This window comes from Klebsiella aerogenes KCTC 2190, from assembly GCF_000215745.1.
In the GTDB taxonomy this organism is placed as follows: Bacteria; Pseudomonadota; Gammaproteobacteria; order Enterobacterales; family Enterobacteriaceae; genus Klebsiella; species Klebsiella aerogenes.
In genome coordinates, this window is sequence record NC_015663.1 from 2083596 (window position 1) to 2109003 (window position 25408).

The 25408-nt window shown below is 52.5% G+C and carries 19 protein-coding genes and 1 tRNA gene; 8 read left to right on the plus strand and 12 right to left on the minus strand.

What is annotated here, in order from left to right; translation table 11 throughout:
- Nucleotides 1-140: 140 nt before the first annotated feature.
- Nucleotides 141-1637, plus strand: coding sequence for a sugar porter family MFS transporter (locus EAE_RS10030; RefSeq protein WP_015704224.1), 1497 nt, complete (start codon nt 141-143; stop codon nt 1635-1637).
- 100 nt (nt 1638-1737) lie between these two features.
- Here the strand turns inward: EAE_RS10030 and EAE_RS10035 are convergent, their stop codons facing one another.
- The 8 genes from EAE_RS10035 to EAE_RS10070 all read right to left on the minus strand — a co-directional run bounded on the left by EAE_RS10035 (nt 1738) and on the right by EAE_RS10070 (nt 10090).
- On the minus strand, nt 1738-3048 hold the full coding sequence (locus EAE_RS10035) for an ABC transporter substrate-binding protein (RefSeq protein ID WP_015704225.1): 1311 nt from the start codon (nt 3046-3048) through the stop codon (nt 1738-1740).
- The gene (locus EAE_RS10040; RefSeq protein WP_015704226.1) at nt 3041-4114 is read right to left on the minus strand and encodes an ABC transporter ATP-binding protein; all 1074 of its coding nucleotides are present in this window, start codon (nt 4112-4114) and stop codon (nt 3041-3043) included. Before EAE_RS10040 ends, EAE_RS10035 begins: the two co-directional genes overlap by 8 nt.
- Nucleotides 4115-4119: 5 nt before the next feature.
- Nucleotides 4120-4944 (minus strand): phosphodiesterase, encoded by an 825-nt coding sequence (locus EAE_RS10045; RefSeq protein WP_015704227.1) that lies wholly within the window; start codon nt 4942-4944, stop codon nt 4120-4122.
- A gap of 10 nt (nt 4945-4954) precedes the next feature.
- Nucleotides 4955-5842 carry a carbohydrate ABC transporter permease gene (locus tag EAE_RS10050; RefSeq protein WP_015704228.1) on the minus strand — a complete coding sequence of 296 codons (888 nt, stop codon included), beginning with the start codon at nt 5840-5842 and terminating at the stop codon, nt 4955-4957.
- Nucleotides 5832-6704 carry a carbohydrate ABC transporter permease gene (locus EAE_RS10055; protein ID WP_015368525.1) on the minus strand — a complete coding sequence of 291 codons (873 nt, stop codon included), beginning with the start codon at nt 6702-6704 and terminating at the stop codon, nt 5832-5834. The genes EAE_RS10050 and EAE_RS10055 overlap by 11 nt, the downstream gene beginning before the upstream one ends.
- A gap of 142 nt (nt 6705-6846) precedes the next feature.
- On the minus strand, nt 6847-7866 hold the full coding sequence (gene ahr, locus EAE_RS10060) for an NADPH-dependent aldehyde reductase Ahr (protein ID WP_015368523.1): 1020 nt from the start codon (nt 7864-7866) through the stop codon (nt 6847-6849).
- Nucleotides 7867-7979: 113 nt separating this feature from the next.
- Complete coding sequence (locus EAE_RS10065; protein ID WP_015368522.1) at nt 7980-9449, minus strand: SulP family inorganic anion transporter; 1470 nt, start codon at nt 9447-9449, stop codon at nt 7980-7982.
- On the minus strand, nt 9446-10090 hold the full coding sequence (locus EAE_RS10070) for a carbonic anhydrase (protein WP_015368521.1): 645 nt from the start codon (nt 10088-10090) through the stop codon (nt 9446-9448). The genes EAE_RS10065 and EAE_RS10070 overlap by 4 nt, the downstream gene beginning before the upstream one ends.
- 573 nt (nt 10091-10663) lie before the next feature.
- On the opposite strand from EAE_RS10070, the gene EAE_RS10075 reads away from it, so the two are divergent.
- The 3 genes from EAE_RS10075 to EAE_RS25225 all read left to right on the plus strand — a co-directional run bounded on the left by EAE_RS10075 (nt 10664) and on the right by EAE_RS25225 (nt 12134).
- Nucleotides 10664-10748: transfer RNA gene (locus EAE_RS10075), tRNA-Leu, on the plus strand.
- Between the two features lie 220 nt (nt 10749-10968).
- A complete protein-coding gene (locus EAE_RS10080; RefSeq protein WP_052766687.1) occupies nt 10969-11856 on the plus strand; it encodes a tyrosine-type recombinase/integrase in 888 nt (295 codons plus the stop codon).
- Between the two features lie 11 nt (nt 11857-11867).
- Complete coding sequence (locus tag EAE_RS25225; RefSeq protein ID WP_223848491.1) at nt 11868-12134, plus strand: hypothetical protein; 267 nt, start codon at nt 11868-11870, stop codon at nt 12132-12134.
- Nucleotides 12135-12347: 213 nt separating this feature from the next.
- On the opposite strand, the gene EAE_RS10085 is transcribed toward EAE_RS25225, so the two are convergent.
- The gene (locus tag EAE_RS10085; protein ID WP_015704229.1) at nt 12348-13241 is read right to left on the minus strand and encodes a BrxR family helix-turn-helix transcriptional regulator; all 894 of its coding nucleotides are present in this window, start codon (nt 13239-13241) and stop codon (nt 12348-12350) included.
- Nucleotides 13242-13416: 175 nt separating this feature from the next.
- Here EAE_RS10085 and EAE_RS10090 point away from each other — a divergent pair, with 175 nt between their 5' ends.
- Genes EAE_RS10090 through EAE_RS10105 form a run of 4 tightly spaced genes read left to right on the plus strand, consistent with a single transcriptional unit; the run spans nt 13417 to nt 21289 of the window.
- On the plus strand, nt 13417-14883 hold the full coding sequence (locus tag EAE_RS10090) for a hypothetical protein (RefSeq protein WP_015704230.1): 1467 nt from the start codon (nt 13417-13419) through the stop codon (nt 14881-14883).
- A gap of 2 nt (nt 14884-14885) precedes the next feature.
- Complete coding sequence (locus EAE_RS10095) at nt 14886-15782, plus strand: hypothetical protein (protein ID WP_015704231.1); 897 nt, start codon at nt 14886-14888, stop codon at nt 15780-15782.
- A gap of 2 nt (nt 15783-15784) precedes the next feature.
- Entirely contained in the window at nt 15785-20221 is a 4437-nt protein-coding gene (locus tag EAE_RS10100; RefSeq protein WP_015704232.1) for a coiled-coil domain-containing protein, read from the plus strand.
- A gap of 24 nt (nt 20222-20245) precedes the next feature.
- The gene (locus tag EAE_RS10105; RefSeq protein ID WP_015704233.1) at nt 20246-21289 is read left to right on the plus strand and encodes a Wadjet anti-phage system protein JetD domain-containing protein; all 1044 of its coding nucleotides are present in this window, start codon (nt 20246-20248) and stop codon (nt 21287-21289) included.
- A 432-nt stretch (nt 21290-21721) separates the two neighbouring features.
- Here EAE_RS10105 and EAE_RS10110 read toward each other — a convergent pair whose 3' ends face one another.
- From EAE_RS10110 to EAE_RS10120, 3 genes are read right to left on the minus strand one after another with little or no spacing between them, the layout of a single operon-like run.
- A complete protein-coding gene (locus EAE_RS10110; protein ID WP_015704235.1) occupies nt 21722-22027 on the minus strand; it encodes a hypothetical protein in 306 nt (101 codons plus the stop codon).
- 58 nt (nt 22028-22085) lie between these two features.
- On the minus strand, nt 22086-23408 hold the full coding sequence (locus tag EAE_RS10115) for an McrC family protein (protein ID WP_015704236.1): 1323 nt from the start codon (nt 23406-23408) through the stop codon (nt 22086-22088).
- Nucleotides 23405-25387: an AAA family ATPase gene (locus EAE_RS10120; protein ID WP_015704237.1), complete on the minus strand. Its 1983-nt coding sequence runs from the start codon at nt 25385-25387 to the stop codon at nt 23405-23407. Before EAE_RS10120 ends, EAE_RS10115 begins: the two co-directional genes overlap by 4 nt.
- Nucleotides 25388-25408: the final 21 nt, after the last annotated feature.

A 25408-nucleotide genomic window follows, 5' to 3' on the forward strand; every position in this document is an offset into this window, starting at 1 on the left:
TTCGGGCCACACAGCTGCGTGGCCCGCTTTTTCTAAACCTCAAGAGAACCACACGAGAACGACACGTCCGTGAGGCAGGAGGCCTCTGTATTCAGACAAGAGCATATCTTCCCCTACAAGGTAGGTTACTGGAGTCTTCTATGTCACAGGAACAATATCTCACACTCAATAAAGCGTCGGGGCCGAATAGCGACGCCCCGGCAACGCCGTTTGTTAAGATCGTTGCGTTGATTGCGACCTTAGGCGGTTTACTCTTTGGCTACGACACCGGGGTGATTTCCGGCGCCCTGCTGTTTATGGGTAAGGAACTGCATCTCACGCCCTTTACCACCGGGCTGGTGACCAGCTCACTGCTGTTCGGCGCCGCATTCGGCGCACTGCTTTCTGGCCATCTGGCCAGCGCCGCAGGCAGAAAGAAAATCATCCTCTGGCTGGCGGTGATCTTTGCTATCGGTGCGGTGGGAACCGCCCTCGCGCCGGACGTCAACTGGATGATTTTCTTCCGCCTGGTTCTCGGCGTAGCGGTTGGCGGCGCGGCGGCAACGGTGCCGGTTTACATCGCTGAGATGGCGCCGGCCAATAAACGCGGGCAACTGGTCACGCTGCAGGAGCTGATGATCGTCTCTGGACAGCTGCTGGCCTATATTTCTAACGCCACCTTCCATGAGCTGTGGGGCGGTGAAAGTACCTGGCGCTGGATGCTGGCGGTGGCGACGCTACCTGCCGTGCTGCTGTGGTTTGGCATGATGTTTATGCCGGATACCCCGCGCTGGTATGCGATGAAAGGCCGACTGGCGGAAGCACGCCGGGTGCTGGAGCGTACGCGGCGTAAAGATGATGTCGAGTGGGAGCTAATGGAGATTACGGAAACTCTCGACGAGCAGCGCAATCTTGGTAAGCCAAAAATTCGTGAAATCATGACCCCTTGGCTGTTTAAGCTGTTCATGATCGGTATCGGCGTGGCGGTTATTCAGCAGCTTACCGGCGTCAATACCATTATGTACTATGCGCCGACGGTGCTGACCTCGGTCGGTATGACCGATAACGCCGCGCTGTTCGCCACCATTGCCAACGGCGTGGTTTCGGTGCTGATGACCTTTGTCGGCATCTGGATGCTGGGGAAGATAGGTCGTCGCCCGATGACCATGATCGGCCAGTTCGGCTGTACTGCCTGCCTGGTGTTTATCGGCGCGGTGAGCTACCTGCTGCCGGAAACGGTCAATGGTCAGCCGGATGCGCTGCGCGCCTATATGGTACTGGCGGGAATGCTGCTGTTCCTGAGCTTCCAGCAGGGGGCGCTGTCGCCGGTGACCTGGCTGCTGTTGTCGGAAATTTTCCCAACCCGGATGCGCGGGATGTTTATGGGCGGGGCGGTGTTCTCAATGTGGATTGCCAACTTCCTGATCTCGCTGTTCTTCCCGATACTACTAGCGTGGGTCGGCCTCTCCGGAACCTTCTTTATCTTTGCGGCAATCGGCATCTTCGGCGCGATCTTCGTGATCAAATGCGTGCCGGAAACGCGCAACCGCAGCCTTGAGCAGATCGAGCACTATCTGCGCGAGAAGCTGGATACCAGCCCGGCGGGAAAAGCCTACGCGCGTAAATCCTGGGCTTCGTCGCAGGCGGATAAAATCTAAGGCTTTGCAAAATCTCCCCGGCGCATTCTACGCTGGGGGCGGTTGGTCATCCGGCTTGGGCGTTTACGCCGCAAGCCGGGCGCCCCGCTATAGAACTGCGCTACTTCACTTCTCCCAGCGCAGTCTTATCAACATAAGGTTTCATTAGCGCGTCAGCTTCCTTCTGCGCCGCCTGTACCGCGGCTTCCGGCGTTACTTTAGCATCGTTGACCACCGCCGCCAGCTGGTTCTCCATCGCCTTACGCACGGCGACGGTCTCCCAGGTGGAGTACCACGGATGCGCATACTTCAGCTGTTCAAGGGCGATCGCTGCTCGTGGATCCTGCTGCAGATAAGCTTTCATCTCCGGCGTATCGTAAGAAGCCTTACGCGGCGAAAAGTAGCCGGTAAAGCGGCTCCACGCGCCGTTTACCTGCGGGCTCACCAGATAAGTCAGGAACTGGTAGGCCGCTTTCTTCTGCGCGTCGTTGATGCCTTTAAAGCTCACCAGGCTGGCGCCGCCGATCGGCACCGCGCGCTGCTCTTTGGCTGGTAGCATGGCGACACCGAGTTCAAAATCTTTACTGTTCTCGCGCATAAAGCCCAGTGCGCCGGTGCTGAGCATCGCCATGCCAAGTTTGCCGGAGAAGAATGAAGCGCTGATCTGCTTCGAATTCAGTACCCCGGAAGGCATCACTTTGTCTTTGTAGATCAGATCCTGCCAGAAGCGCAGAGCGCCGATAGCGGTCGGCGAGTTGTAATAAACCTCACCCGGATAGTCTTCATTGAAATATTTACCGCCGTTGGCGCGCACCAGCGCCGAGAAGATCCAGCCGCCGTAGTCGTCGTTGGTCGACGGCAGCATGATCCCCCACTGGCCTTTGCTCTCATCGGTCAGCTTTTTGGCATCAGACAGCAGCTCGGCCCAGGTCTGCGGTGGTTGCGCGATCCCCGCCCGATCGAACAGCGTCTTGTTGTAGTAGAGGATCGGTGTCGAGTTATGGAACGGGATCGCATAGGTGGTGCCCATCACCTGGGCGTTCTTATGCATCGCGGGCCAGAACTCCTTTTGCAGAAAATCGCCAGCCTTTTGATCGCCATATTTAAATAGTTCGTCCATCGGCAGGATCTCATCCTTCAGCGCCAGATCGGTAGTGAAGTTGGCGGACATGATCACCAGCGCCGGCGGTTGTCCGGCCTTCTGTGCGGATTCGGCTTTGATCTTGGTGGTGTCATAGTTGCCGGTGAAGATGCCGCGTACTTCGACATCCTGCTGCGAGTCGTTGAACGCTTTAATAACGCGTGTCATCTCCATCGTCAGCTTGCCGTCTACCGGAGCCGGGAACATGAAGTCTATTTTCTCTTTCGCCAGCGCCGCACCGCTCAGAGCGAGGCTGAGCCCAACCGTCAGGGCGGTTAAGGGGTTAAACATGGTCTGTCTCCATCAGTAAATTATGCTGGGTCTCAGCATGAAAAAGATGCACATCGGCAGGCGAGAAGCCGAGGATCAGCGATTCGCCTTTTTCAGGTACCGTGCCACGGTGGCGGCGGCTAAAGCGCAGGGTGCCGATCGGGGTGCTGACGTGGAGCAGATAATCGGCTCCCATCAGTTCTCGTTGCAGGACGGTGCCCGGCAGGCGCAGATGGCCTTGCTCCACGCGGTCGGTAATATGTTCCGGGCGAATGCCCAGCCAGACGCGGGTCTGGCTGCGGTGGCGCGGCGGTAGCGGATGGCGTAGTTCGCCAAGCTGAACGTTGCCGTCAACGCAGGGAAGTGATAGCAGGTTCATCGCTGGCGAACCGATAAATCCGGCCACGAACAGATTGGCCGGGTTGGCATACAGATATTCTGGCCGTCCTACCTGTTGCACGTGGCCGCCGTTCATCACCACGATGCGGTCGGCCATCGACATGGCCTCGGTCTGATCGTGGGTGACGTAGACGGTACTGGTTTTCAACTGCTGGTGGAGGTCCATAATGCTGTCACGGACTTCGCTGCGCAGGCGGGCGTCGAGGTTGGACAGCGGTTCATCCATTAAGAACAGCCGCGGATTACGCACGATCGCCCGCGCCATCGCTACCCGCTGCCGTTGGCCGCCGGAGAGCTTAGCCGGTTTGCGATCGAGCAGCGCCTCCAGCTGCAGCATCTGCGCGACTTTATCTACCCGCGGCTGCCAGCCGCTTTTTTCTTCCTTACGCACCTTCATGCCGAAGGTGATGTTGTCGCGCACCGAGAGATGTGGAAACAACGCATAGTTCTGGAAGATCATCGCAAAATTGCGTTCTCGCGGCGTGGTGTCGGTGATGTTCTCACCATGCAACCAGATTTCGCCTTCACTGACCTGCTCCAGCCCGGCAAGCAGGCGCAGCAGGGTGCTTTTACCGCAGCCCGACGGGCCGACCAGCACCACAAATTCGCCTTCGTGAATATCAAGCGACAGCGCGCTGAGCGCGGGTTTACCGTCGAAATGTTTACTGATGTTTTGCAGACTGAGCATGGCGGTTAGCGCTCTTCCGTTGGACAACTGATGTTTTCGTCGTACAGCCACGGCCCGGCGTAGTGGGCCAGCGAGTGCTGGTAGCTCACCCATTGCTCGCCGACCTGGCGGTGCATCAGGCACGAAGCCGGCGAGAGATCGTAATACGGGCGAGTGTCTTCGTGGCAGTAAGGCACCTGATGGACGGTGCCGGGGAGGGTGGAGATCAGCGCCTGGCGATACTGGGTCATGGTCAGGCTATGGTTATGACCGCAGAAGATGCGCGTCAGCGACGGGAAACGTTCCACCAGCGCCAGCAGACGGTGGCCGTTTTCGCAGGCAATCGGGTCCATCTGCGCGTTGCCCAGCGGCAGCGGCGGGTGGTGCATAAAGATCGTTGCCGGTTTGTCGCCGCCGTCAAACAGCTGCGCTTCCAGCCAGCTAATGGTCTCGTCGGTCAGCCAGCCTTTTGAAGTGCCGGCGCGGCTGGAGTCGATAAACAGCAGGCGGGTAGCGAAGTCGTCAACCGCATAGCGCATATTATTGGCATCGCTACCGAGCTGTGGGCACAGCGGCTGCAGGTACTCCAGAAACAGCGCTTTATCATCGTGGTTGCCGGGGATGAGATACAGCGGATAGTTCAGGCTGCCGAGGATCTGGCGGGCGATCTGATACTCCTCCGGACGGCCGCAGTTGACGATATCGCCGCTCACCACCACCGCATCCGGGCGTTCGCGCAGCGCGTTAAGTTGAGAAACCACATCAGCATTGGCGGCGTTGACGTCGATAAAGCCGTACAGCTTCTCGCCGCGGCTGCGGAAATGGGTATCGGAAATGTGCGCTAACAGCATGAATAACTCCTTATTTGATCCCGGAGAAGCCGAAGCTTCGCAGGAACTGTTTCTGGAAAAGGATGAACGCCAGCATCAGCGGCAGGCAGACCATCAGCGTCCCGGCGCCGATGGTGCCCCACTGGCCGCCGGATTCAGCGCCCATGGCGAAAGAGACCAGCCCGACCGTCAGCACCTGCTTATCGGGATCGTTAAGCATCATCAGCGGCCACAGGTACTCGTTCCAGTGGTAGGTAATGCTGACGGTGGCGAAGGCCAGCACCGATGGCCAGGACATCGGCAGCAGTACGCGGAATAGCACCTGCCACCAGCGGCATCCCTCCATCAGCGCTGCCTCTTCCAGCTCTTTCGGGATGGCGAGGAACGCCTGGCGCATCAGAAACACGCCGAACGCCGAGGTAAAGTAAGGCATCATCACGCCGGTCAGAGTGTTGAGCAGGCCGAAGGTTTTCAGAGTCAGCATGTTCGGCACCATCATCACCACCGGCATGATCATCAGCTGGACGAGAAACAGCAGAAACAGCGTTTTCTTGCCGCGAAATTCGTGGCAGGCGAAGACGTAGCCGGCGGTGGTGATGGTGAGTAGCTGCACGAAGAAAGTGCCGAAGGTAAAGATAAGGGTGTTGGCGTACAGGCTCAGCCAGTCGGCGCTGTCCCAGGCGTCGCGGAAGTTATCGAGAGTCAGCGGCAGACGGGGCAGCAATGAGGCCATATCTTCGCCGAAGGTGGTGGCGCTGAACGAGGTCGCCAGCATCCAGATAAACGGGCTCACCCATAGCAGCGCCAGGCAGCACATGATTACCGTCAGGGTAAAGGGCTGCGAGCGACGCAGGCGCAACCACAGCGGACGCGAAGCGGCGGGCGAGCGGACCATCAGCGGCGAGATTTCAGCGCTCATAGTGGGCTCCTTTTTCCAGCAATTTCAGGTTAATCAGCGAGAAGGCAAACAACCCGGCCAGCGTCAGGAAGGTGGCGGCGGAGGCTTTGCCAAGGTCGTGGGTATCCCAGGCGAGATTCTGGATGTAATAGAGCAGCACGGTCGTGGCGTTATCCGGCCCGCCGCGCGTCATCACCGCGACGTGATCAATCTGGGTAATGGAGTAAATCAGCGCGGTGGTGATAACAAAGCTCAGCGTCGGGCGCAGCAGCGGCAGCGTGACCTTAAAAAACACCTGGGTGCGGCTGGCCCCTTCCATCAGCGCCGCTTCCCGCGTTGAGGCCGGAATGCTCTGCAGCCCGGCGAGGAAAAACAGCATGTAGTAGCCAGCGAATTTCCACACGCCAATCAGCGCCAGCGCCAGCAGCGCGCTGTTGCTGCGCCCCAGCCAGTTGTTGTTCTGAGGGCCAAATAGCTTCGCCAGATAGTGATCGAGCAGGCCGAGGCCGGGCATAAAAATAAACAGCCACAGCGCGGCGGCGCTAACCATCGGGATAATCATCGGGAAGAAAAAGGCGGTGCGCAGCCAGCGGTTGACGCGGTGATTCTCGCTCAGCGCCACCGCCAGCAGCAGGGCGAGCGTCACGCCGGGTACCACCGTCAGCAGGATATAGAGCAGATTATTGACCAGCGATTGCCAGAAAACGCCGTCGGCAAACAGGCGGGCGAAGTTATCCAGCCCGACGTACTGTGCGCCGTCGCTGGCCATGCGGGTATCAAACAGGCTGTCATAGACCGAACGGCCAAGCGGAAACCAGGTAAACAGCAGTAAAAACAACAGGGAAGGCGACAGTATCAGCCAGGGGAGCCAGCGCTTATTCATGGTGACGGGCGTCTCGTTCAGGCGTTTATGGAAGCCCGGATTGTGGGAAGCGATGACTACAGAGGAATGGCGGGGAGATGACGGTTTGATGAAGCAAGAAGAAAAGCGCCGGGCGCACGGGACGCCCGGCGATAAATACCAATCAGAAGTCGGCTTTTAATACCGCGCGATAGCGGGCTTTGCCTTCGCGCACGTGTTTCAGCGCTTCGTTAATTTGCGACATCGGGAACAGTTCGGTTGTTGGCGCCACTTTGCTACGCCCGGCGAATTTCATCAGCTTACGCAGTTCGGACGGATTACCGGTCGCCGAGCCGGAGATGCTGCGGTCGCCGCCGATCAGGGTAAAGGCCGGTACCGGGAACGGCTTCATCACCGCGCCGACGGTGTGGAAGTTGCCGCCGTAGGCCAGCGCCTGGAAGTACGGCTGCCAGTCGAGATCCACCGCCACGGTGTTGATGATCAGATCGAACTGACCGGCCAGCGCGGTTAACGCCTGCGGATCGCGGCTGTTCACCACGCGGTCGGCACCCATTGCCAGCACTTCCTGCTCTTTCGCCGGGTTGGAACTGAAAGCGGTTACTTCCGCCCCCATCGCCCGCAGCAGTTTAATCGCGATATGGCCGAGGCCGCCGATACCAATCACGCCGACGCGGCTGGTAGCGGTAACGTGGTGGGTCAGCAGCGGTTTGAAGACGGTGATGCCGCCGCACAGCATCGGGCCGGCGGAAGCCAGATCGATGCTCTCCGGCAGCGGGATCACCCATTGCCAGTCGGCGCGCAGCTTATCGGCGAAGCCGCCGCGGTTCATAATGGTCGGTACAGAGCCTTCCAGGCAGTTGATCTGATTGCCGCTGATACAGGCGTCGCAGTGGCCGCAACTGCGCGCCGTCCAGCCGATCCCGACCTTCTGACCAATCTTCAGCCCTTTATCCCGTGCCGCGCTGCCCAGCGCCGCCACCCGACCAATAACCTCGTGACCGGCGACCAGTGGGTAGCTCGACATGCCCCATTCGTTATCGATCATCGACAGGTCCGAATGACAAATCCCGCAGTACTCCACTTCGACTTCGACATCTTCCGGCAACAGTTCGCCGGCATCGTACTCCCACAGCGACAGATCGGCGCCCGCTTCTTTGGCGGCGTAACTTTTAATGATGCTCATGTTTGTTTCCTTGGGGTTGGCGTAGTAACGAAGAAAGTGTAGAGCATGGCAACAGGCGTCGCTTGGCATTAGGAGGGGTGGATAAGCGGGCGGACCAGCCGCCCGGGAGACGGTCAGCGGCTGGCAAGCGGCCACTGATTGAGGCGGATACCGCGCTGCGGCGCGCTCTCGGCAAAATCATCCAGCACCGCCTGCACATCCGGGTCAAGATAGCCGACGTTATCGTGCTCGACGATCACCACGCTCTTTTCCGGAATTTTCGCCAGCAGCGCCAGCAGATGTGGATTGTGTAAAAAGGTCAGGTTTTGCTGGATGCGCAGCACGTAGTGGTCGTCGTAGCGCGCCAGCTGCAGCGAATGGCGATGGCTACGCCAGATGCTGAACGCCACCTGGGTGGCGAGGCCAATCCCGATCCCCGCCAGCATGCCGAAGCCGATAATCCCGCCAATGGTGGCAAGGAAGGGGACGTACTGTGCGGCGCCCTGGCGGAACTGTTCAATGAACAGCCGCGGCGTCGCCAGCTTATAGCCGGTGTACAGCAGTACGGCAGCGAGGCTGGCGAGTGGGATTAACGTCAGCAGGCCGCTAAACCACAGTCCGCAGATCAGTAGCAGCACGCCGTGGATAAAGATCGACAGTTTGCTTTGAGCGCCGTTGCTGACGTTGACCGAGCTGCGGACGATGACCGCGGTGATCGGCATCGCCCCTAGTACGCCGGAGAGCAGGTTGCCGACGCCCTGGGCGACCATTTCGCGGTTCGGCGAAGGCGGCGGATTTTGCGGACGCAGTTTTTTCAGCGCCTCCTGACTGAGCAGGGTTTCGAGGCTGGCGACCAGCGCGAGGGTCAGTGCCACCACCCACACCGACGGATTACGCCACGCGCTCCACGCAGGAGACTCCAGCTCGCCCAGCAGATCGCCGAGGCTACCGAACTCCGGCAGGGTAATGCGCGGCAGAGCGGCAAGCTGCTGCGGCGCGGCCTGGGTCATTAATACGGTGGTGGCACAACCGAGTAGGACAGCGATCAGCGGGCCGGGGATCCAGCGCAGGCTCTTCACGCGGCGGATAAGCGGCGAACCCCACAGCCATAGCACCAGCAGGCCGCCCAAGGCGACGGCGATAGCACTGAGGGAGAAGGTGGCGTTACCCTGCACGATATCGGCGAGCTCGGTCTCTTCTGCGCTGCCAAGCGCGACGGGGATCTGCTGCATAATTAGCAGGATGCCGATTGCCGCCAGCATACCTTTGATGACGCTGGCGGGAACCAGCGAGATAAAGCGCCCGGCCCGCAGGATGCCGAACAGCAGCTGCAGCACGCCGGCCAGCACCAGCGCCATCAGGAAGACGGAGAAGGAACCCAGGGATTCAATAGCGGCGACGACGATGGTGACCAGTCCGGCGGCGGGGCCGCTGACGGCGAAGCGGGAGGGGCTGAGGGCGGTGACGACCAGGCCGCCGATGATACCGGTTAGCAGACCGACAAAGGGCGGTAAGCCGCTGGCCTGGGCGATGCCGAGGCACAGCGGCAGGGCGACAAGGAAGACGACAATGCCTGCGAGAGAGTCCTGACGAAGAGTATTCATGGGGCATGCTCCTGAGGTGAGAGGTGTTCGACGAGAGTGGTCAGATGGCCGGATGCCAGATCGTAGACGCAGCCGTGCAGGCTGAGCGGCCGTCCGCTGGCGAGCAGCGTCTGTACGGGTTCACAGTCAAGCAGGCGGCTGAACTGGGCGCGAACGTTGGCCTCCACCAGGGCGTTGAGCGCTTCGGCCGCGTCGGCGTCAGGGTCAGTGTCAGTGAGCGTCAGAGTAGCGATATCACCCTGCAGGGTATCGCGCAGCGAGCCGATGCGGCGGGCCAGCGCCGAGGACTCACGGGCTAGCGGCATCTCCGGCAACGAGAGCGCCGCCTGCACGCCGCCGCAGCCGTAGTGGCCGCAGAGCACCACCCGTTCGACCTCGAGATAGTGGAGGGCATATTGCAGTACGCTCATAAAGTTGTCGTCGGCGGGGTCAATCATGTTAGCGATATTGCGGTGGACGAAGAGTTCGCCGGGATGGCTGCCGGTGAGCACTTCGGCGGGAACGCGGCTATCGGAGCAGCCAATCCACAGCGAATGTGGCCGCTGCCCGGCCACCAGTTTTTCAAAATATTCCGGGTCATGCTGGCACTTCTGCAGCGCCCAGCTGCGGTTACGCGCCAGTAAAGGTTTTAGGGTAGTCACAGTCTTTCTCCTGATTTAATTCACCGAGTGAAGATGTCCATCGAGACTCGTACAGCGACTAGTAAAAATAGTATTTACCGGAACTTTCACGCCTGAGGAAAATCCTGGAATAAAGTACGAACACAAAACTTTTCATTAATGTAAAGTTATAAAAATATTGACGTAATTAATAAATTCTTAAGGATTGCGGTAATAAGAAAAAGCGATGGAGTAGTTTTTTATGGAATATATAAATTAATTACATTAATTATTCTGGAATCTTATATTGAGTGCTCGAGGAAGCGTAAATACTTATGGTGGGCGGCGATAAAACGTTGGCGCGATGAGGGTGTAATGTGAGATGGATTTGAGAAAAATTGGGGCGGGATTGGTGATGTGTTGGTCGTAGGGGCAGGGAAGTGAAGGCCAGGGAGCCGGTTTGTTGCGCATTGATGACTGAAAAATGTGACGCCGCACCGCTCGTTTATGGGATTACGCTGTTTTTTTCAACACTTAGCACTACTGATGCACGCTGTTGCTTGCATGGCGGCTATCGACAGGTATAATCCAAAACGTTTTCCGTATCCCTTCAGTGCCGAAGTGGCGAAATCGGTAGACGCAGTTGATTCAAAATCAACCGTAGAAATACGTGCCGGTTCGAGTCCGGCCTTCGGCACCAAGTGATGCAATAATTAGCTGCCTAAGGGTGGCTTTTTTTGTGTCCATTTCCGTCCAAATTCGTCCATATCCGTCTGTAATTCAAAGATAATTTATTTTTCGGTAATAGCCATATTTATTTTATAGTCTTTCCGAGTTGGTCATTTTTCATCCATTGACATCCACGCGATTTGGGGGCAAAAAAGGGGGCAAACCCGGTTCGATAGAGGAGTGACCCCCAAATGGCGCTTACAGATCGCGCAATCCGGCATGCCAGGCCGCTTGGCAAGTCATACAGGCTCTCTGACTGTCACGGTATTTACATTCAGGTTAACCCCAGCGGATCTAAGCTGTGGTATCTGAAATTTCGCTTTGGAAACAAAGAGAACCGTATGGCATTAGGCCCTTATCCGCTTATTTCTCTGGCACTGGCAAGGGAGAAGCAAGCAGATATAAGAAGGCTTATTTTAGAAGGCATTAATCCGGTGGAAAAACGCAGAGAGGAAAAGCGGGGTGGAGAGCCCCTTTATACGTTCGAGTCCGTGGCGCGCGAATGGGTCTCCAGCAACGTGAACTGGTCAGCGGAGCATAAGAAGCGGGTGTTGCGTTATTTCGAACTTTACGTATTCCCCACGAACGGCAGCTGCGACATCACCAAGATGAAGGTCAAAGAGCTGCTGGTGCCCATCAAAGAGGTGGAGAAAGCGGGCAAACTGGATGTCGCTTCTCGTCTCCAGCAGCGTACCGCCTGTGTAATGCGCTACGCCGTCCAGAACGGCATTATCGATCATAACCCCGCATCGGATTTAACCGGCGCTGTCTCCACGCCCAAAGTGCGTCACCACCCTGCACTGGAGCTTAATCTCATCCCTGATTTCCTGGAAAGAGTCGACGATTTCAAAGGACGTAAGCTGACTCAACTGGCGGTAAAGCTGGCGCTGTTGCTGTTTATTCGCTCCAGCGAACTGCGCTTTGCCCGCTGGGGTGAAATTGACCTGCATAACGCCATGTGGACCATTCCCGCCGAGCGAGAACCGATCCCCGGCGTTAAGTACTCTGCGCGCGGTGCAGCAGTTCGATGGCCTGTAGCGCGCTGGTGGAGTCAGGCCTGTGGTCAAGCGACGCGGTAGAGCGCCGGGAGATGATGCAGTGGTGGGCGGATTATCTGGATGCAAACCGGTTCAGGCATGTGGTGCCGTATGGCTTCAAAAAATCGCCGGGAGGTGCACTTGACCATATGAGCTTCCAGGAGCGCAATGACCGACAACTGGAGGAGCTAAAAGCCCGGATACTGGCCGACTCGGAATGGCTGACAGCATCTGAGCTATCGGCGAAAGCGGGTTTCCGTTCTGCCGATCCTGAGGCAGGCCCGAAAGGTTCGAAAGCCGCCGGGATACTTACAGTTTAACCCCGGGTAGTAGTTGAAACAGTAAAAAACGTCCCTGTTTCATGGCTAATTAACCGCTAAATTCTGGCCATAGAGGAGAGCTGGGGGATTTAACTGAATCAGAAATTAATAAATCATTATTTATAGGTGGAAGGCGTTTTATATTCCTGCATCATATCTCTGATACAGGAACAGTTACCGTAAATGGCTATAAATTATTAGTAAACAGAATGTCTATTTTTCACCTGCATGGCGGTACTTATGAATAGGCTCACCTGTTTGGGCGTGCACAGCTAGAACAGGGTAGACAAAGGGGCCGTGGCTGCTGGCGTCAGTAGCTTGTGCATATTCATCATCTGTTTTCGGCAGATTGTTTTCAGGACATAAATAAAAAATCATTGGTGCACGAATGCTGAATTCAGATGGTTCAAGTATGTAATCCCGCTTAATTACCTCTTGTTGCGCTTTGTTTAGTGTTGGATTGGCGATAAAACGCACGGGGATTACGACCTCCCACGCGGTATCTTTGCGCGGAGGGGGAGGGGCAGGAATAATCAGTTCCGGCGAGTCCAGAAATCGCGCCAAAACAAAGTCCTTAAACGCCGAACTACCCCAGTCATAGGCTCGCACATGCTGGCGCCCGTTAACGGTAATAATTACCGTTGGGCTTAGTGTACGGGATATGCCTTCCGGGTTTTCCATTGACGCATAAGTCACTTTTACTTGTCCGTTCTGTTCGATTGCTGACAAAAAAATTGCCAGCGTGCGGCTATGTACTGCGCGATGGATGAGCGGAATTTCCTGCGCGTGGGCCGCTTGTGGCGGTTGAAATTCTACCGTCGCACGCCAGACCAGATCGTTGTCTCCAAGCAAAACAGGCGAAAACGTCATACTGGGGAAATACCCTTTTCGGCCGGCTCCCTTCTCAATAGCGTTGCCTGGAGCGACCTCCATATAGGTTCTTACATCAGTACGAGCTTGTTGCGCCGAGACGCCAAACTCTTCAGCAATCATGCGCGAAGTGACTTTTCGTTCCCACAGTAGCTGGCGTTCAATATAGCGCAAGCGCAACCATTGTGCGTGGCTGAGGGGGGATTTGTGTTTATCAAGAAACATTGAGTAGTACATATCAGTTTTATTCTTATTTGCAGGTTAATCAATTGCGGTTTGATATACGGACTAAGTATAGAAGGCGAATGTCATCAAAACAAATAACATTGTTATCAAAGAAAATTAAGCAAAGTTTCTTTGCTTAATTGGGCGGGGAGTACTATAGTGACTTCCGTCTCGGAGGGAGAATGTTATGTCACTAGGGTTTTTGGAGCAGGCTCGTAATGAATCTATGGCACGCCGCGAGCTGACGATTCAATCTCACGCGTTGCTTGTAGTTCGGACGCTGGATTCAATATACAGCGCCCTACAGCGCAATCCGTTTGATGGCTTCAAGCTTGATGCACTGGCGGCAATTATGTATCTCTTTGACGCCATGCTTTATTATGCTGACCGCGAGCGCCAGCCTGGTATGACGCGTAAAGAAGCCGAGCTATGTCTGGTTGGGCATCTCAATGAAGCCTATCCGGGGCAAGAAGCGTCCGACTACGCGCAAGTTGCCAGCAAGATTTTTGCGGCGATCAAAGACCCTTTCCGTCTCAGTTATTACGACTTCTCGCAACGAACGCATTCCGAAGAGCAGATAGTCCGTCTGGTACGCTATGATCAGCTATCCGGCTCAGATGATATTCTCTGGTCGCTGACTGATGAAGGAATGCTTTTCTATACCCTCCGTTTGGATGAAACGCCGATAGAACGCGCTGCGATTCTGGCCTGGCGCACGCTTAAAACCATCCGTCGCGGTGAGATCGACAAGGCAGTACACCAGATCCAATCAACGCAGCGGCAACTGGAGCAATATCTCATTGGGATGCGGATGAAAGTACGTGCTGCCCAGTCTGGTGATTTGAGCGCATCTTATGCACACGATATCCGTCCCGTACTCAATGATTCCTTTGATAAAACCCGAGAGGTTTTGGAACATATCCAGAACTCAATGTCGGCCATTACCGAAATGCTGGTTGAAGGAAGTTCGAAATTAAATCCCGACAAATTAAATAAGCTACGTAAGGCACAAGAGATTTTTGCTGAGGTCTGCGCTTTTACGCAGCGCTATCAAGACTGCTTACTTGATGTTAACAAAGATTTTGAGCGAGCTCGTCTGAAACTCATTATTCCCAGAGATAATACCCTTTTCCGGGAAACGCTGGAAAAAGGTGTACTCAAGCCCTTGCTGTCTCATTCCCCTGACACTGTCGAAAAGGAAATCGATCGTCTCACCGCACGCCTGTTGGCTCCCCGAAGACAGGATGATGATCGGCACATTCTGTTTGATCCTGAAGCGCTGCTGAACCTCTATCTCGATAGATTTGAACAGGCGCTTCCACATGAGATACAGGACCCCACCGAGCAGCCTGTAGCTATTGAAACCAACCTGCGAAATATCCCTGAATCCGTCATTAAAAAATGCAGCGATTGGGTTAGTGACCGATTGAAGAATTGGGGGCATGTGAGCTTTAGAGATGTTTTCGACGCCTATGAGTGCGAAGAATTATCTGAACAAGAACAACAGGTTTGTTTACTTCATATTGGCAGCCTGGCAGCTAACAGCGATCCCGCAATAGAAGTAGAGATAGACGACGCTATCGAAACAACGCTCTGGCGGGCTGACAATATCAAACTGTTAAAGGTCGCTCCCTTACACCCCTTTGAGGAGTAGTTATGTACGACAACACGCATCAACAAGCTAAACGCTACGCCGAGATTGCCACGCAGGCAATTATGAATTCACTGGGATATAAGATGGGAGACGAGCTGATTCAACGTGCGCTTGATCTGCAAGGTGATGCCCTGTTCGCAGAGATTATCCGTGGCGTGGCGACAGGTATGAAATTGCGGTACCTCGGGATTCATGAGACCTACGGGGTATTACTGGCTGCAGATGGCCGAGGTCCGTTTTCCCCATCTTTGGGTTGGCTGAACAAACGCTTGCTACCTGAAACAATGGCTGAGCAACAGGGTAAGGAACGGAAAGAACAGCGCCTGTTTGCAGGCTTAACACTGATTGCGTTGTTGGCTGATTTGTTTCCAACTCCAGACACCGTTCGTGTCGAGTTCGGTCAGAGTAATGCCATTAATGCCGCCTCGGTGGTAGCCAGGCTCAATAATGTTGCCGACCAGGTGATTGCCCAGCGCAAGGCCGAGGGGGACGATACCGTAGATGGCCTACTTATGACGGCCAGGTTTGTGCAGGAAGAACGTATTCCCCGTATTCACGACGAAAAGGTGGGGCGTGTCTCGAGTATTCGCTCGCAAACTGAAATGGCAACGCGCTGGATACAACTGCTGCAGGAGGAAGGCTTTCTGGCCGAAGACAGCAGTCTGTCGGGAGAGTCCGACTGGTATCCGACCCAAAAACTCAAACATTATCTGCGCCATACTGGCATTGAAGAGACGGTGCGTTTTGTCATGAGTATCAGTCCAGCCGTAGAAGAACGGTCGTCCGATTTAGCTGAAAGCGATATTGCAGCATTAGCAGATACCCTGGAGTTTCCTTCGCTCAATGAACGTCCAGTTACAACTGGAACCACAGAAACGCAACGCTTGACGGAGATTTAAGCATGTGGCTGATTAAACGGGTTTATATGGATGGCGCAGGCCATGAAGAAGCTTTCTACAAGGACCTCACACTGGACTATATTGGCCTGTCTCAAGCGGTCGGTAGCCCTGTTGTTGAAGGCCTGCGCTCGCCCGTCAGAAATGCGAAGGTGGTGACCAGTACTTATCAGCAGCTTGTAAATGGGGGCGGTAAGTCAACCTACATCGCGCTGCTGTTATCGATTTTTGAGCCGTCCGTTAGTGACTTCACCCAATATCTGGCAAATCATCGCCAGAGTGAATACCACTACCGCAATTACTTCTATAAAGAACTCTCTGTTGTTTTGGTTGAGATGGTCAATGAATCAGGACAAACGTTATTACTGGGACATGCTCATCAGCGTAATGGAGATGATGTTGACCGCACACTGTTTATTTGTGATGCGCCCGACTCCCTGATGGGCGCGCCGTTTGATGAAGTCCCTTCTTATTCCCGCGCGGAACGCAATTCTGAGCTGCGCCCCTATGCTAATAGCCTGCGCAGTTTTGATAGCTGGCTTAGTCTCAAGGCCAGTAGTGAAGGCGGCATGCATTGGCGTAAAACCACCAGACAGAACGAGTGGCGCGCATTTTTACTGGAACAACAAATTAACGTTGATCTTATCAAAACAATGGTGACCTTCAACTCCGAAGAAGGTGGCCTGACCCGTTTTATCGAATACAAAACTGAACATGATTTCCTTGGCGCGTTTTTCGCCTGCACCATGTCTAAAGATGCGGCTGAGCGGCTGCGGGAACTAGTAGCGCATGAAGTTGAACGTCAGGGAGAGTTAGAGGGGATCCGTCGTAACGAGTCCTTCCTGAAGGATGTGCTGGCTAACTGGCTGGCGTTTCTTGAGCCGGCTAAACAGCTGGAAAGCATCCAGGCGCAGCAGCAACTGCTGGATGATGGCTTCCGGGAAGCAATGCGCGATCTCGCAGCCTTTGTCGGGGATGCTCAGGTTGAACAGACGCAGCTTGAAGATAACATGGAGAGTTTGCAAACGCATATTGGTCAGGCGATGTCTCTGCGTGAGCAGTTAGGTAAGCGCAGAGCTCTGCTTGAATATGATTTCGTGCAGTATCAGTTCGACAAGCAAAAAGCGATAGTCGATGCGCTTCAAGACGAAGCCGATACCAATCAGCGCCAGATTGAGATTACTCAAGCTGCTATAGACTACAAAGCCTATGCTAAGGCCCTGAATGAGTACCGCCAGGCAGATGAAGATCTGAAGGTATTCCAAAGTGAAACGGAAAGGCCGCTACAGGTGATTTTCGAGCGTACTGCTGGCGAAGCCTTGGGCACATTAGAGTGGGCAATCGACAGACATCGCCAGCAGGAGGCTACGCTTGAGGAAGAATTAGGGCAGATGGATAGGGAAAGCAATACCCTTAAACAATCATACGACGAACTACAAAAGATGCTGGGTGGCCTGGAGGCGGATCGTGAGAGATATAAAAGAGACAAACGGCAGGGCGAATCGCAACGGGGCCAACTATGTGAAGCTGGGTTGATCCAGAAGGATGAAACACCAGTAGCAGCCCAATACCGACTGGAATTAACCTTACGCAATGCACAGCAGAGTGAAGAGCTGGCTCATACAATTCTTCATCAGAAAGAGCAGGCGCTGGAAGCACAGCTGAATGTTGTGCGGGAGGCATCAATTGAGAAAAGTGAGGCCCAGCAAAAACTCATTCTGGCTGAACAAAAACACCAGTCAGCTGTGGATAGTGCTTTAGTTTTAGCAAAAACCTATCAAAAACTGCCAACGTCAATGCAACATGATCTAGATATTGAAGACACGAGTTGGCACAGCGAGCTGTGTGGATTGCAGCTCGACAAGGTATTGAATGCGAACTCTCACACGCTGAATGGAATGAAAGAGCGTTTACTGCAAGCCCGGCACGAACTGGACGAGTTAAGGATGACGGGACATGAACTGGTCGCAAAGCAGGTCAATGAGGCACTTGAAGCGTTTTATGCGGCGGGTATTGCACGGGATAAGCTCTGGACATTTCCACACTATTTGGCCTCTGTTTACAACGATGATGCACAAAAGATTGCTGCGGTGATCGATCAAAACCCTGGCCGCTACCTGAGCCTGGTCGCACTCGACAATGTAACGTTTGAACAGGTCCATAAAATTAGTGAGATCTTGCCCTGGAAGAAGGCACCTATTGCTATTTACCTGCTGGATGAAGCACAAGATCTCCGCCGAGAAACGTCTGAATTAGTACAGGTCGTCCTCTCAAACCACGATAAGCATGGATATAGCCAGGCTGCTTACGAAGCCCGGCTGCAAGACCTGGAGAATATCGTAGCGTCGCAGGAAGTCAGTGTGAAGGCTGCAAAGAGCGCCTTCAAAGTACTGGAATATTTCAGTAATGAATGGCGTCTGCATTATGAACAGTATGGTAAGCATTGGGCGGGACTGCTTGACCAACAGGAGCAGGCTCTCTTAATACTGGAAAATGCTGATGCAGTACTTAAGCAAGCTGAGCATGATGAGCAAACACTGCGTGACGAGAAGAGAGATGCCCTGGTGAGGTTAAACAACGCCCGACAGCAGAAAATTCGGGCAGAAAAAGCACATGATAAACTAAGCCTTTTTGTAGAAACAGAATGGGCGAAGCGTGAAACGGCGATAATGAAAATGGAGCAGTTAGCTGCACAGATTCAACGAAGCAAGGACACTATTTGCACCCAGAAAGAGAGACTGGAACGGCTGAACGAAATCGAGAAGAACAAGCTCTCCGAGAAAACCCTTTTAAATATCCAGATGGGCAACTGGAGTAATCTGTGTAACGAGCCGTTCTATTCAGAGATTACGGCGACTGAAGGTATGGTAGGACGAAGCCCCGAAGATGCCCATGAGATGGCAGCTCAGGCGCACAAAAAATTGCTCGAAGCAGCCAGCGGTGATCAAGTGACCGCTCTCAAGCAACAACTGAAAGATGCTGAACAGGCACAACGTTCTGCCTCTGAGCGTTTGATCGCTCACCCCACCTACAATACATATCCGGACGAGGTAAAAGCGGCGGCCATCAATGAGCTAACGGTCATTAATAACCGCATCGTACGCCTCAACGAACAGCAGAAGCAATTCACGCAAAATCTAATTAATTCTCAGGTAACTCTGCAAAATTTTTCCCAAAGCTGCGAGGAGGCTAGTAAAGCAATTGACGAGGATTTTGTCTGGGAAGAGAAGCCCATTGAGATAGAGACAATCCAAACGTCTCTGGCTGAAATCGTCAACAGCCTCCATGAAATTGAATACCAGCTAAAACTTCACCTGGAGCAAAAGAAGCTGCAGTTGCAAAAGATTGAAAATGTGAAGGAACGGCTACAGAACGCCAAAACAGCTCAAGCGATGATCCAGCACATTACGCCGACCTCTGCGGCGGGTCTACCTGGCAGGATCCAGAGCATCACTGAATATGCTGACAATCTGGCGACACAATGCCAAATGTATGCCGGTCTAAATGAAACGCTAAAACAGCAAAATATACGCGTCTCTACGGTCTGGGGAAAATTCCGCAAACGGATCGAAGAAGAGTTGGCCAAGGATCCAGACGCCCAAGCCAGTCAGGAATACTTACGGCAGTTGGACTCAATCGCAACTTATCATGAAGTGCTGGGCGATTTGGACAGGGTCGGTACAGGGATCACGCAGGTATTCGAAGCTGTGCAGGATAGCCTGGAACAATTCCAGCGTTCGATTGATCTGACTGTCACCCATCTGACTGCTCATCTGGAAGGGGCGATTAAACTTCTCAAGCGCGCGATGTCGGTCAAAATTCCTGAGGATTGCCCCGTACTGCCTGGCCGGCCCATTATCAAAATGACGGACCGGCTGAATGATGTTGCCGCTGATCTCAGGGGGTTTGCCAGCAGCCGCTTGCAGCAGTGGATAGCTAAGGGACAGATACCTCGAGCGCCCAATCGGGATGCCTTGACAGCTGATTTGGTTCAGTCGGTATTTGGCGAAGGGGAGCTGGAGGTGCGTTTGCTGAAGACGAATGCCAGCCGTCCACAATGGACTCCTGTCACCCGACTTGAAGGTTCAGGTGGACAGCGCCTTACATCTGCCTTTTTACTGTTTGTAACGGTTGGTAAAGTACGAGAATACGATACGGGTATTTCAAGTGCAGGATTCTTGTTAGCCGATAACCCGCTGGGTAAATCGAATGCCGATGATCTAATGCGAATTCAAACCCAAATGGCCAAAGCCTATAAAATCCAGCTCATCTACCTGACTGGTATTTCGGATGAAAATGCCCAATCAATGTTTGATAATCATCTCTTCCTGAATAAAGTTCAAAAACTGAGGCGGCGCGATTTGGTCACCGTTGATAAAGAACGCCATGCCCTGTGGGCGGCTTCTCTGGCTGCTAAGCCACAGTTCGATCCCGTCATTTAAGGCTGATATGAGATGAGTAGCGTAATGATCTGGCTATCCCGACTGGAGTCGACAGCCACTAAACATCGTCTTGCCGTTGGTAAGGCCGCCCGTACAGTGAAAGCTAATGCGGTGCTGGATGAGGTATTACGCGCACACAATCAAGAGGCCTTGAGCCAGGAGGCGCCTGATTTGCTGAGTCAGGCTGTTACGCTATTGCTTGAGAGGGACTGGCGGGCTCAGCCTAAGCACAAAGCGAGTTGGCAGCGCTACTGGCGGGGTATGAGCCTGCCAAGTACTTTTGTTTACGAAGGTGCCATCGTTCCTACGAAGACAACATCAGAAATAGCCTGGCATCCTTGGTTGGCTCGACGTATTACAGGACAACTGACCCAGCCAATCAAGGCACGCTTACAACAGCTGAATACATATCTTTTTCGCCAAACCGAGGGCGACAAGTCACTATTCCCGGGCTTGCTTGGGCATCGTGAGCGGTCTCTGCTTATATTTGGTGACGAAAAAGCGCTGGACTCCTTGCCACCTGATGGCTGGAAGCATGTCGCTCTGACTTTGGCTGATATGGGCGCGTTTCGACGTGCACCGCCTTTACCGTATGAATCATCATGTTGCCATGATCTTCCGGCTATCATTGTTGAAAACTCCGATGTGTATTATCGACTATGTCAACTTAATCGAGTTCAGACTCGCTGGTCACTGGTCATTTACGGCGCAGGTAACAAAGTGTCCGGCCAGGCGGAATGCGTGTCACAACTCCTTGAGGTCGAACAGGTAAAACAGCTACTTTATTTTGGCGATCTGGATGTAGCGGGCTTAAAAATCGCCCATCAGTTGCGGTGTAAGCTGCTTAGTGATTACGGTATCAGCTTACATTTGGATGAATGGCTTTATAATGAACTGATTTTAAATGGTCTAATGACGCCAGAAGGGAACGCCAACAACGAACGGTTTGATTTTGAATTGCAGTGTAGGTGGATGCCACAGTTTGTTTTACGAGAAATGAAGACTCTTCTGGCGAACCATCGGCGTCTACCTCAGGAAGGTGTGGCTTCTTTAGGTTTAGTCATATAGTTCGAATCCTAACGTGTTTGATTGGTGAAAATGGCATGTCCGTATTTGCCTACTACTTCGCTAATGATTGTTTCGAGATCCGCGGTAAAGCATCCATGGATTATGTTATTGAGTCATATACTAACTTCAACGCGCTGATTGATATGGTGAACTGAACTTCGTCATATCGATTTCATACCATATTACAAACTCGTATAGTTAAATCGCATAAATATCACCGAGTTAATTCTTTGTATGGCGCCGTATTGATGATGGAAACTCCGCAAGTCAATCAATGATATATTATTCTGGTTATTACATTGTTGCGTGTGGAAATATGAGGCGGTGGTATGTGATTTAAATCGGTGAGTTGGGGAAGATAGAAAATATGGGTCAGTGATGGAGGGAGCGTTTGGGTGGGTTTTACAAATGACCACCCAGCGGTAAAGATGACTACTTATTATCAGTATTCAGTGAGTTTTTTATAGTGATATATTTCATTGCAGCCAATAAGTAGGAGGCTTTGAATGTCACATCCTGATAGTCTTTAGCAGCCAAACTTTCATTTTCTTCAAACCGCTCAATAAATGCTGCGACTTCTTTGGGGCCAATACGGCTGGTATTATCTTTTCCATTTCGAACAAAAAGTTTTTGTTCTTCAACATAGAGAGTAAAAGGTACATTCCTTGACTCGGTGAACAGCTTAACTGGTTGGGAAAAAGACTCCAACATTAAATGGTAAAAATCTTTATAAATCATGATTGCTGCCCCCTTGCTGTTTTAGCACTCAATAAGCACATGGTTATTTGTTTAGCTGCTATGAGACTGTTACAGCCTCTTCACAGGGAAAACAGTGGAAAGAACCTTGCCACTCACCTTTCACTAATCTACCCGATTCAAGATCAAAGGGCACACACCATAAAGATAAGTCTTCATCGAAACGAAACACCGGTAGAGGTACATCAAAGTACAGGTGACGTGGATAAATAAGCATCATATTTCCTTTCCCATGAAGATACTTTTGCCCATAGGCGAACATCTGATACAGGTCCGACTGGCTGATTTCATATTTCCTCAGACTGTCATCGACTCTGCTATCTAATAGTTTCCATTTAGCATCAAGAACCAACGTCTGCCCGCCGGTTATAATAAAATCTGGCTTAAGCATGAACCATCGTTGAGATGACTTTTCACCAACTGGAACATGCTCTAACAAGTGCTGGCTCCTGGTCTGTCTTATGAGCTGATAATCGTGATGTAACGCACTAGCCAGGCCGCACCCAACCCATCCTTCATATAACTTCTCCATAGGGAACAGCAGGGAAATACCCTGATATGACCCATGTTGAAAATCTGGATTCATCTGTTCAAGAATGAGCTGGCACCACGGCTTTATAGCGCGATAGCCGAGGAGATATTTGCCGTCACTCCATTGCCTCATTGGTTGCGTTGTGCTCCCACAAATTGGGGCTATGTCATCCAGTTGATGGCTTAAAGAATTTTCCTGCCTCCAGCTTTGCCCTTGCCTGGTCATTTTAAGCGCCCAATCCAAAGCCGTCCGTAGCAGACGGTTCTCGATGCGCTGAGGAGAGAACTCGGCATAACACACATGAAAATAAGTGCCTCGGCCCGGCGGCATTCTCATTTGCGCAGTGACATTCAGTTGACCACGGATAAACGCGCTATGTTCGTCCTCGATGAGGTGATAGTCGAAACGAAGTCCTTTACGCACTAAATCAGCAAGATGCCGCAAGAACTCACTAATTATCCATTCATGTAGAGGCTGGTCACTATATTGCAATGCCGCCTGGTTCGCTTCACGGGGTGTAATCCCTAAAGAGGCGCTTAGCATTCGGCGCAAAAGCTGACGTAGAGGGACTACCTCAGTTGGCGCTTCAAATGTGGTTTTTGGCAGAATTTCAATTGACTCGCCATTCGGGGATTGTAGATAACCGACATAGCTTCCCAAACGCAAAAACCGCTTCCCTTCTCGGCTGAGAATGTGAGAGGTTCCACTCCACGTTTGTTGTAACTGCTCAAGCCAGGAAAACGTTGCCTCAGAGACAATCCCCAAATCCATACTGGCTGGTTGAGAGTTATCACAAGTAAGCAGGGCATATTCCCGGACCTGGATCATCATGCGACAATCCCCTGATAAGCTTCTGCCGACTTGAAAGCATGTTTATTGATACGAAAACGCCTGTCAGACAAACTATCAGCAATATCTTTCGGGAATAGTGCAGAAAATGATGGCAGTTGTGCTGACTGTTGTAACAAGATAAAACGATATTCTTTCGCTTTCACCGAATCATTAAGTACCCATCCAATGCGTTCATAATCATCAAAGAAATACTCTCTCAGTAATGGAATGATTTTGTTCTGGAAGATGCTGGCAAGACAGGCTTCGCGGTCGGCGGAATTTTCTAATTTCTTTAGCGGCATAAAGTAAGCATGGCCAATCATATGCTCACTATCTAGCAGAGCTTCAATACGCTGATTAATACGCGTTAGCAACTGTGCGGCATCAATGCCAAACGCAGTGACCCCGGCTAGCAACTCCGGTTGTGCAGGCATTTCGGTAAAGCTAAAGCGGCGTCTTAACGCCAGATCCATTTGAATTAACGACTTATCAGCCGTATTCATAGTGCCAATCACATAGACATTTCTGGGCACGGAAAACAGCTGTTTAGAATACGGTAACATTAAGGTACGGGCATCTTCGGCACCCGATCGTTTATCGGGTTCCAACAGAGTAATTAATTCACCGAAGATGCGGGCAATATTACCACGATTTATTTCATCGATGATGAGTACGTGCGGCAATGCTTGATTGTCAGTTGTTTCAACCGGGGCCAGTAGTTGGGACAGTTTTTCCCGATCAATTGAGGTGTCCCTCAACTCATATAATGTCATCTGTGAAAGCGCTTTTAAAAAAAGCTGTTCTTTCGGTAAGCTCGGCGAGTAGGTTCGTAGCCAGTTGACCTTACGCATTTGATGATAGCCTACGCGTTCATCATTGGGCAGATATTGATAATCGCCAGCGATCTCGGCAATGGCCCTAAATTTATGATTGCCATCGGAAATAATAACCAGGTCACCATTTTTCATGATGTTTTTAAACATATTGACCGCAGTCAGCATGTATTCGCTTCGCTCAACCAGACTATCACTCGCTCCATCTATGCGCAGTCGGACATCAGCCGCTGTCGTGCAGCCACTAAAATCAAGATTATCCCCCCAACCTAATAGAATATAATTATTTACAAGGCATTCATCGAAAATATAATCTTCACCGTCAAGCGTATTTCCAAGAGACATTTTCCAAATCCGTCTCCCATTCAAGGACAATGACTGGGTTGAACTACCACGCGTTTTAACTTCAGCATTCAGGCACAGCTGTTTAAAAATACCATCGACCACTTCGTAGCGAAGCGTGCCCGATTTTTCATCAGTAGTCGCGCGGATCCCTTCGATAAAGTCTTCATAGGAGAAGCTCTGGTGGAAGGTGGTAAACATAATGCGCTGCTTTTCTACCAACGCCCTATAGCGTTCTTTTACCAATTCCCGTAAGCGATTACCATGATGTTCCCGTATAGCCTGTTGGTACCAGGTATCATCGGCAATTTTGACCGCCATTTCAGTGGTACTGTAGGTTTTACCCGTGCCGGGTGGCCCGAAGAGAATCTGGTTTAAGGGATACATGAACGATTGCTCCTTGTTTTTGTCGTCTCTTTTTAGTCCCGGTTGGGGAGTTATAGATGGTTGGCCACCCAGCAAAGCTACCAGCGCCTGTAACGCTTCAATTGATTCAACATCTGCCGCAAAACCATATTGGGACGTACCATTATCTTTCGGGTAACGGCGGTAGCTGGTGCTTTTTACTTTTTCCCAAAGGCAGTGGATACCCGCAATGCGATCAATTTCCGCTTTTAAGGTAAGGGTTTCTGGCGCAAGAACTAATGGGCTCTCGTTAACTACGCCGTCCCGACCGCGTTTGACATACAGATACTTTCCATTCCCGAGCGCATGTTCAGAAGCATAGCTAGGCTCGAATTTTCCAGCCTCAAGCTGGTAACCCAATTCATTCAATGCCAGGTATATCTCGAAAGAATTCAGCATTTCTACACCACTCCTTGATGA

Excerpts from the sequence above, each read along its gene's own strand:
- EAE_RS10065 (WP_015368522.1), bottom strand. The coding sequence starts at position 9,449 with ATGAATACTCTTCGTCAGGACTCTCTCGCAGGCATTGTCGTCTTCCTT.
- EAE_RS10085 (WP_015704229.1), bottom strand. The coding sequence starts at position 13,241 with ATGTACTACTCAATGTTTCTTGATAAACACAAATCCCCCCTCAGCCAC.
- EAE_RS25225 (WP_223848491.1), top strand. The coding sequence starts at position 11,868 with ATGATGCAGTGGTGGGCGGATTATCTGGATGCAAACCGGTTCAGGCAT.
- EAE_RS10100 (WP_015704232.1), top strand. The coding sequence starts at position 15,785 with ATGTGGCTGATTAAACGGGTTTATATGGATGGCGCAGGCCATGAAGAA.
- EAE_RS10045 (WP_015704227.1), bottom strand. The coding sequence starts at position 4,944 with ATGCTGTTAGCGCACATTTCCGATACCCATTTCCGCAGCCGCGGCGAG.
- EAE_RS10105 (WP_015704233.1), top strand. The coding sequence starts at position 20,246 with ATGATCTGGCTATCCCGACTGGAGTCGACAGCCACTAAACATCGTCTT.
- EAE_RS10050 (WP_015704228.1), bottom strand. The coding sequence starts at position 5,842 with ATGAGCGCTGAAATCTCGCCGCTGATGGTCCGCTCGCCCGCCGCTTCG.
- EAE_RS10040 (WP_015704226.1), bottom strand. The coding sequence starts at position 4,114 with ATGCTCAGTCTGCAAAACATCAGTAAACATTTCGACGGTAAACCCGCG.
- EAE_RS10120 (WP_015704237.1), bottom strand. The coding sequence starts at position 25,387 with ATGCTGAATTCTTTCGAGATATACCTGGCATTGAATGAATTGGGTTAC.
- EAE_RS10030 (WP_015704224.1), top strand. The coding sequence starts at position 141 with ATGTCACAGGAACAATATCTCACACTCAATAAAGCGTCGGGGCCGAAT.
- EAE_RS10110 (WP_015704235.1), bottom strand. The coding sequence starts at position 22,027 with ATGATTTATAAAGATTTTTACCATTTAATGTTGGAGTCTTTTTCCCAA.
- EAE_RS10035 (WP_015704225.1), bottom strand. The coding sequence starts at position 3,048 with ATGTTTAACCCCTTAACCGCCCTGACGGTTGGGCTCAGCCTCGCTCTG.
- EAE_RS10115 (WP_015704236.1), bottom strand. The coding sequence starts at position 23,408 with ATGATGATCCAGGTCCGGGAATATGCCCTGCTTACTTGTGATAACTCT.
- EAE_RS10055 (WP_015368525.1), bottom strand. The coding sequence starts at position 6,704 with ATGAATAAGCGCTGGCTCCCCTGGCTGATACTGTCGCCTTCCCTGTTG.
- ahr (WP_015368523.1), bottom strand. The coding sequence starts at position 7,866 with ATGAGCATCATTAAAAGTTACGCCGCCAAAGAAGCGGGCGCCGATCTG.
- EAE_RS10080 (WP_052766687.1), top strand. The coding sequence starts at position 10,969 with ATGGCGCTTACAGATCGCGCAATCCGGCATGCCAGGCCGCTTGGCAAG.
- EAE_RS10095 (WP_015704231.1), top strand. The coding sequence starts at position 14,886 with ATGTACGACAACACGCATCAACAAGCTAAACGCTACGCCGAGATTGCC.
- EAE_RS10090 (WP_015704230.1), top strand. The coding sequence starts at position 13,417 with ATGTCACTAGGGTTTTTGGAGCAGGCTCGTAATGAATCTATGGCACGC.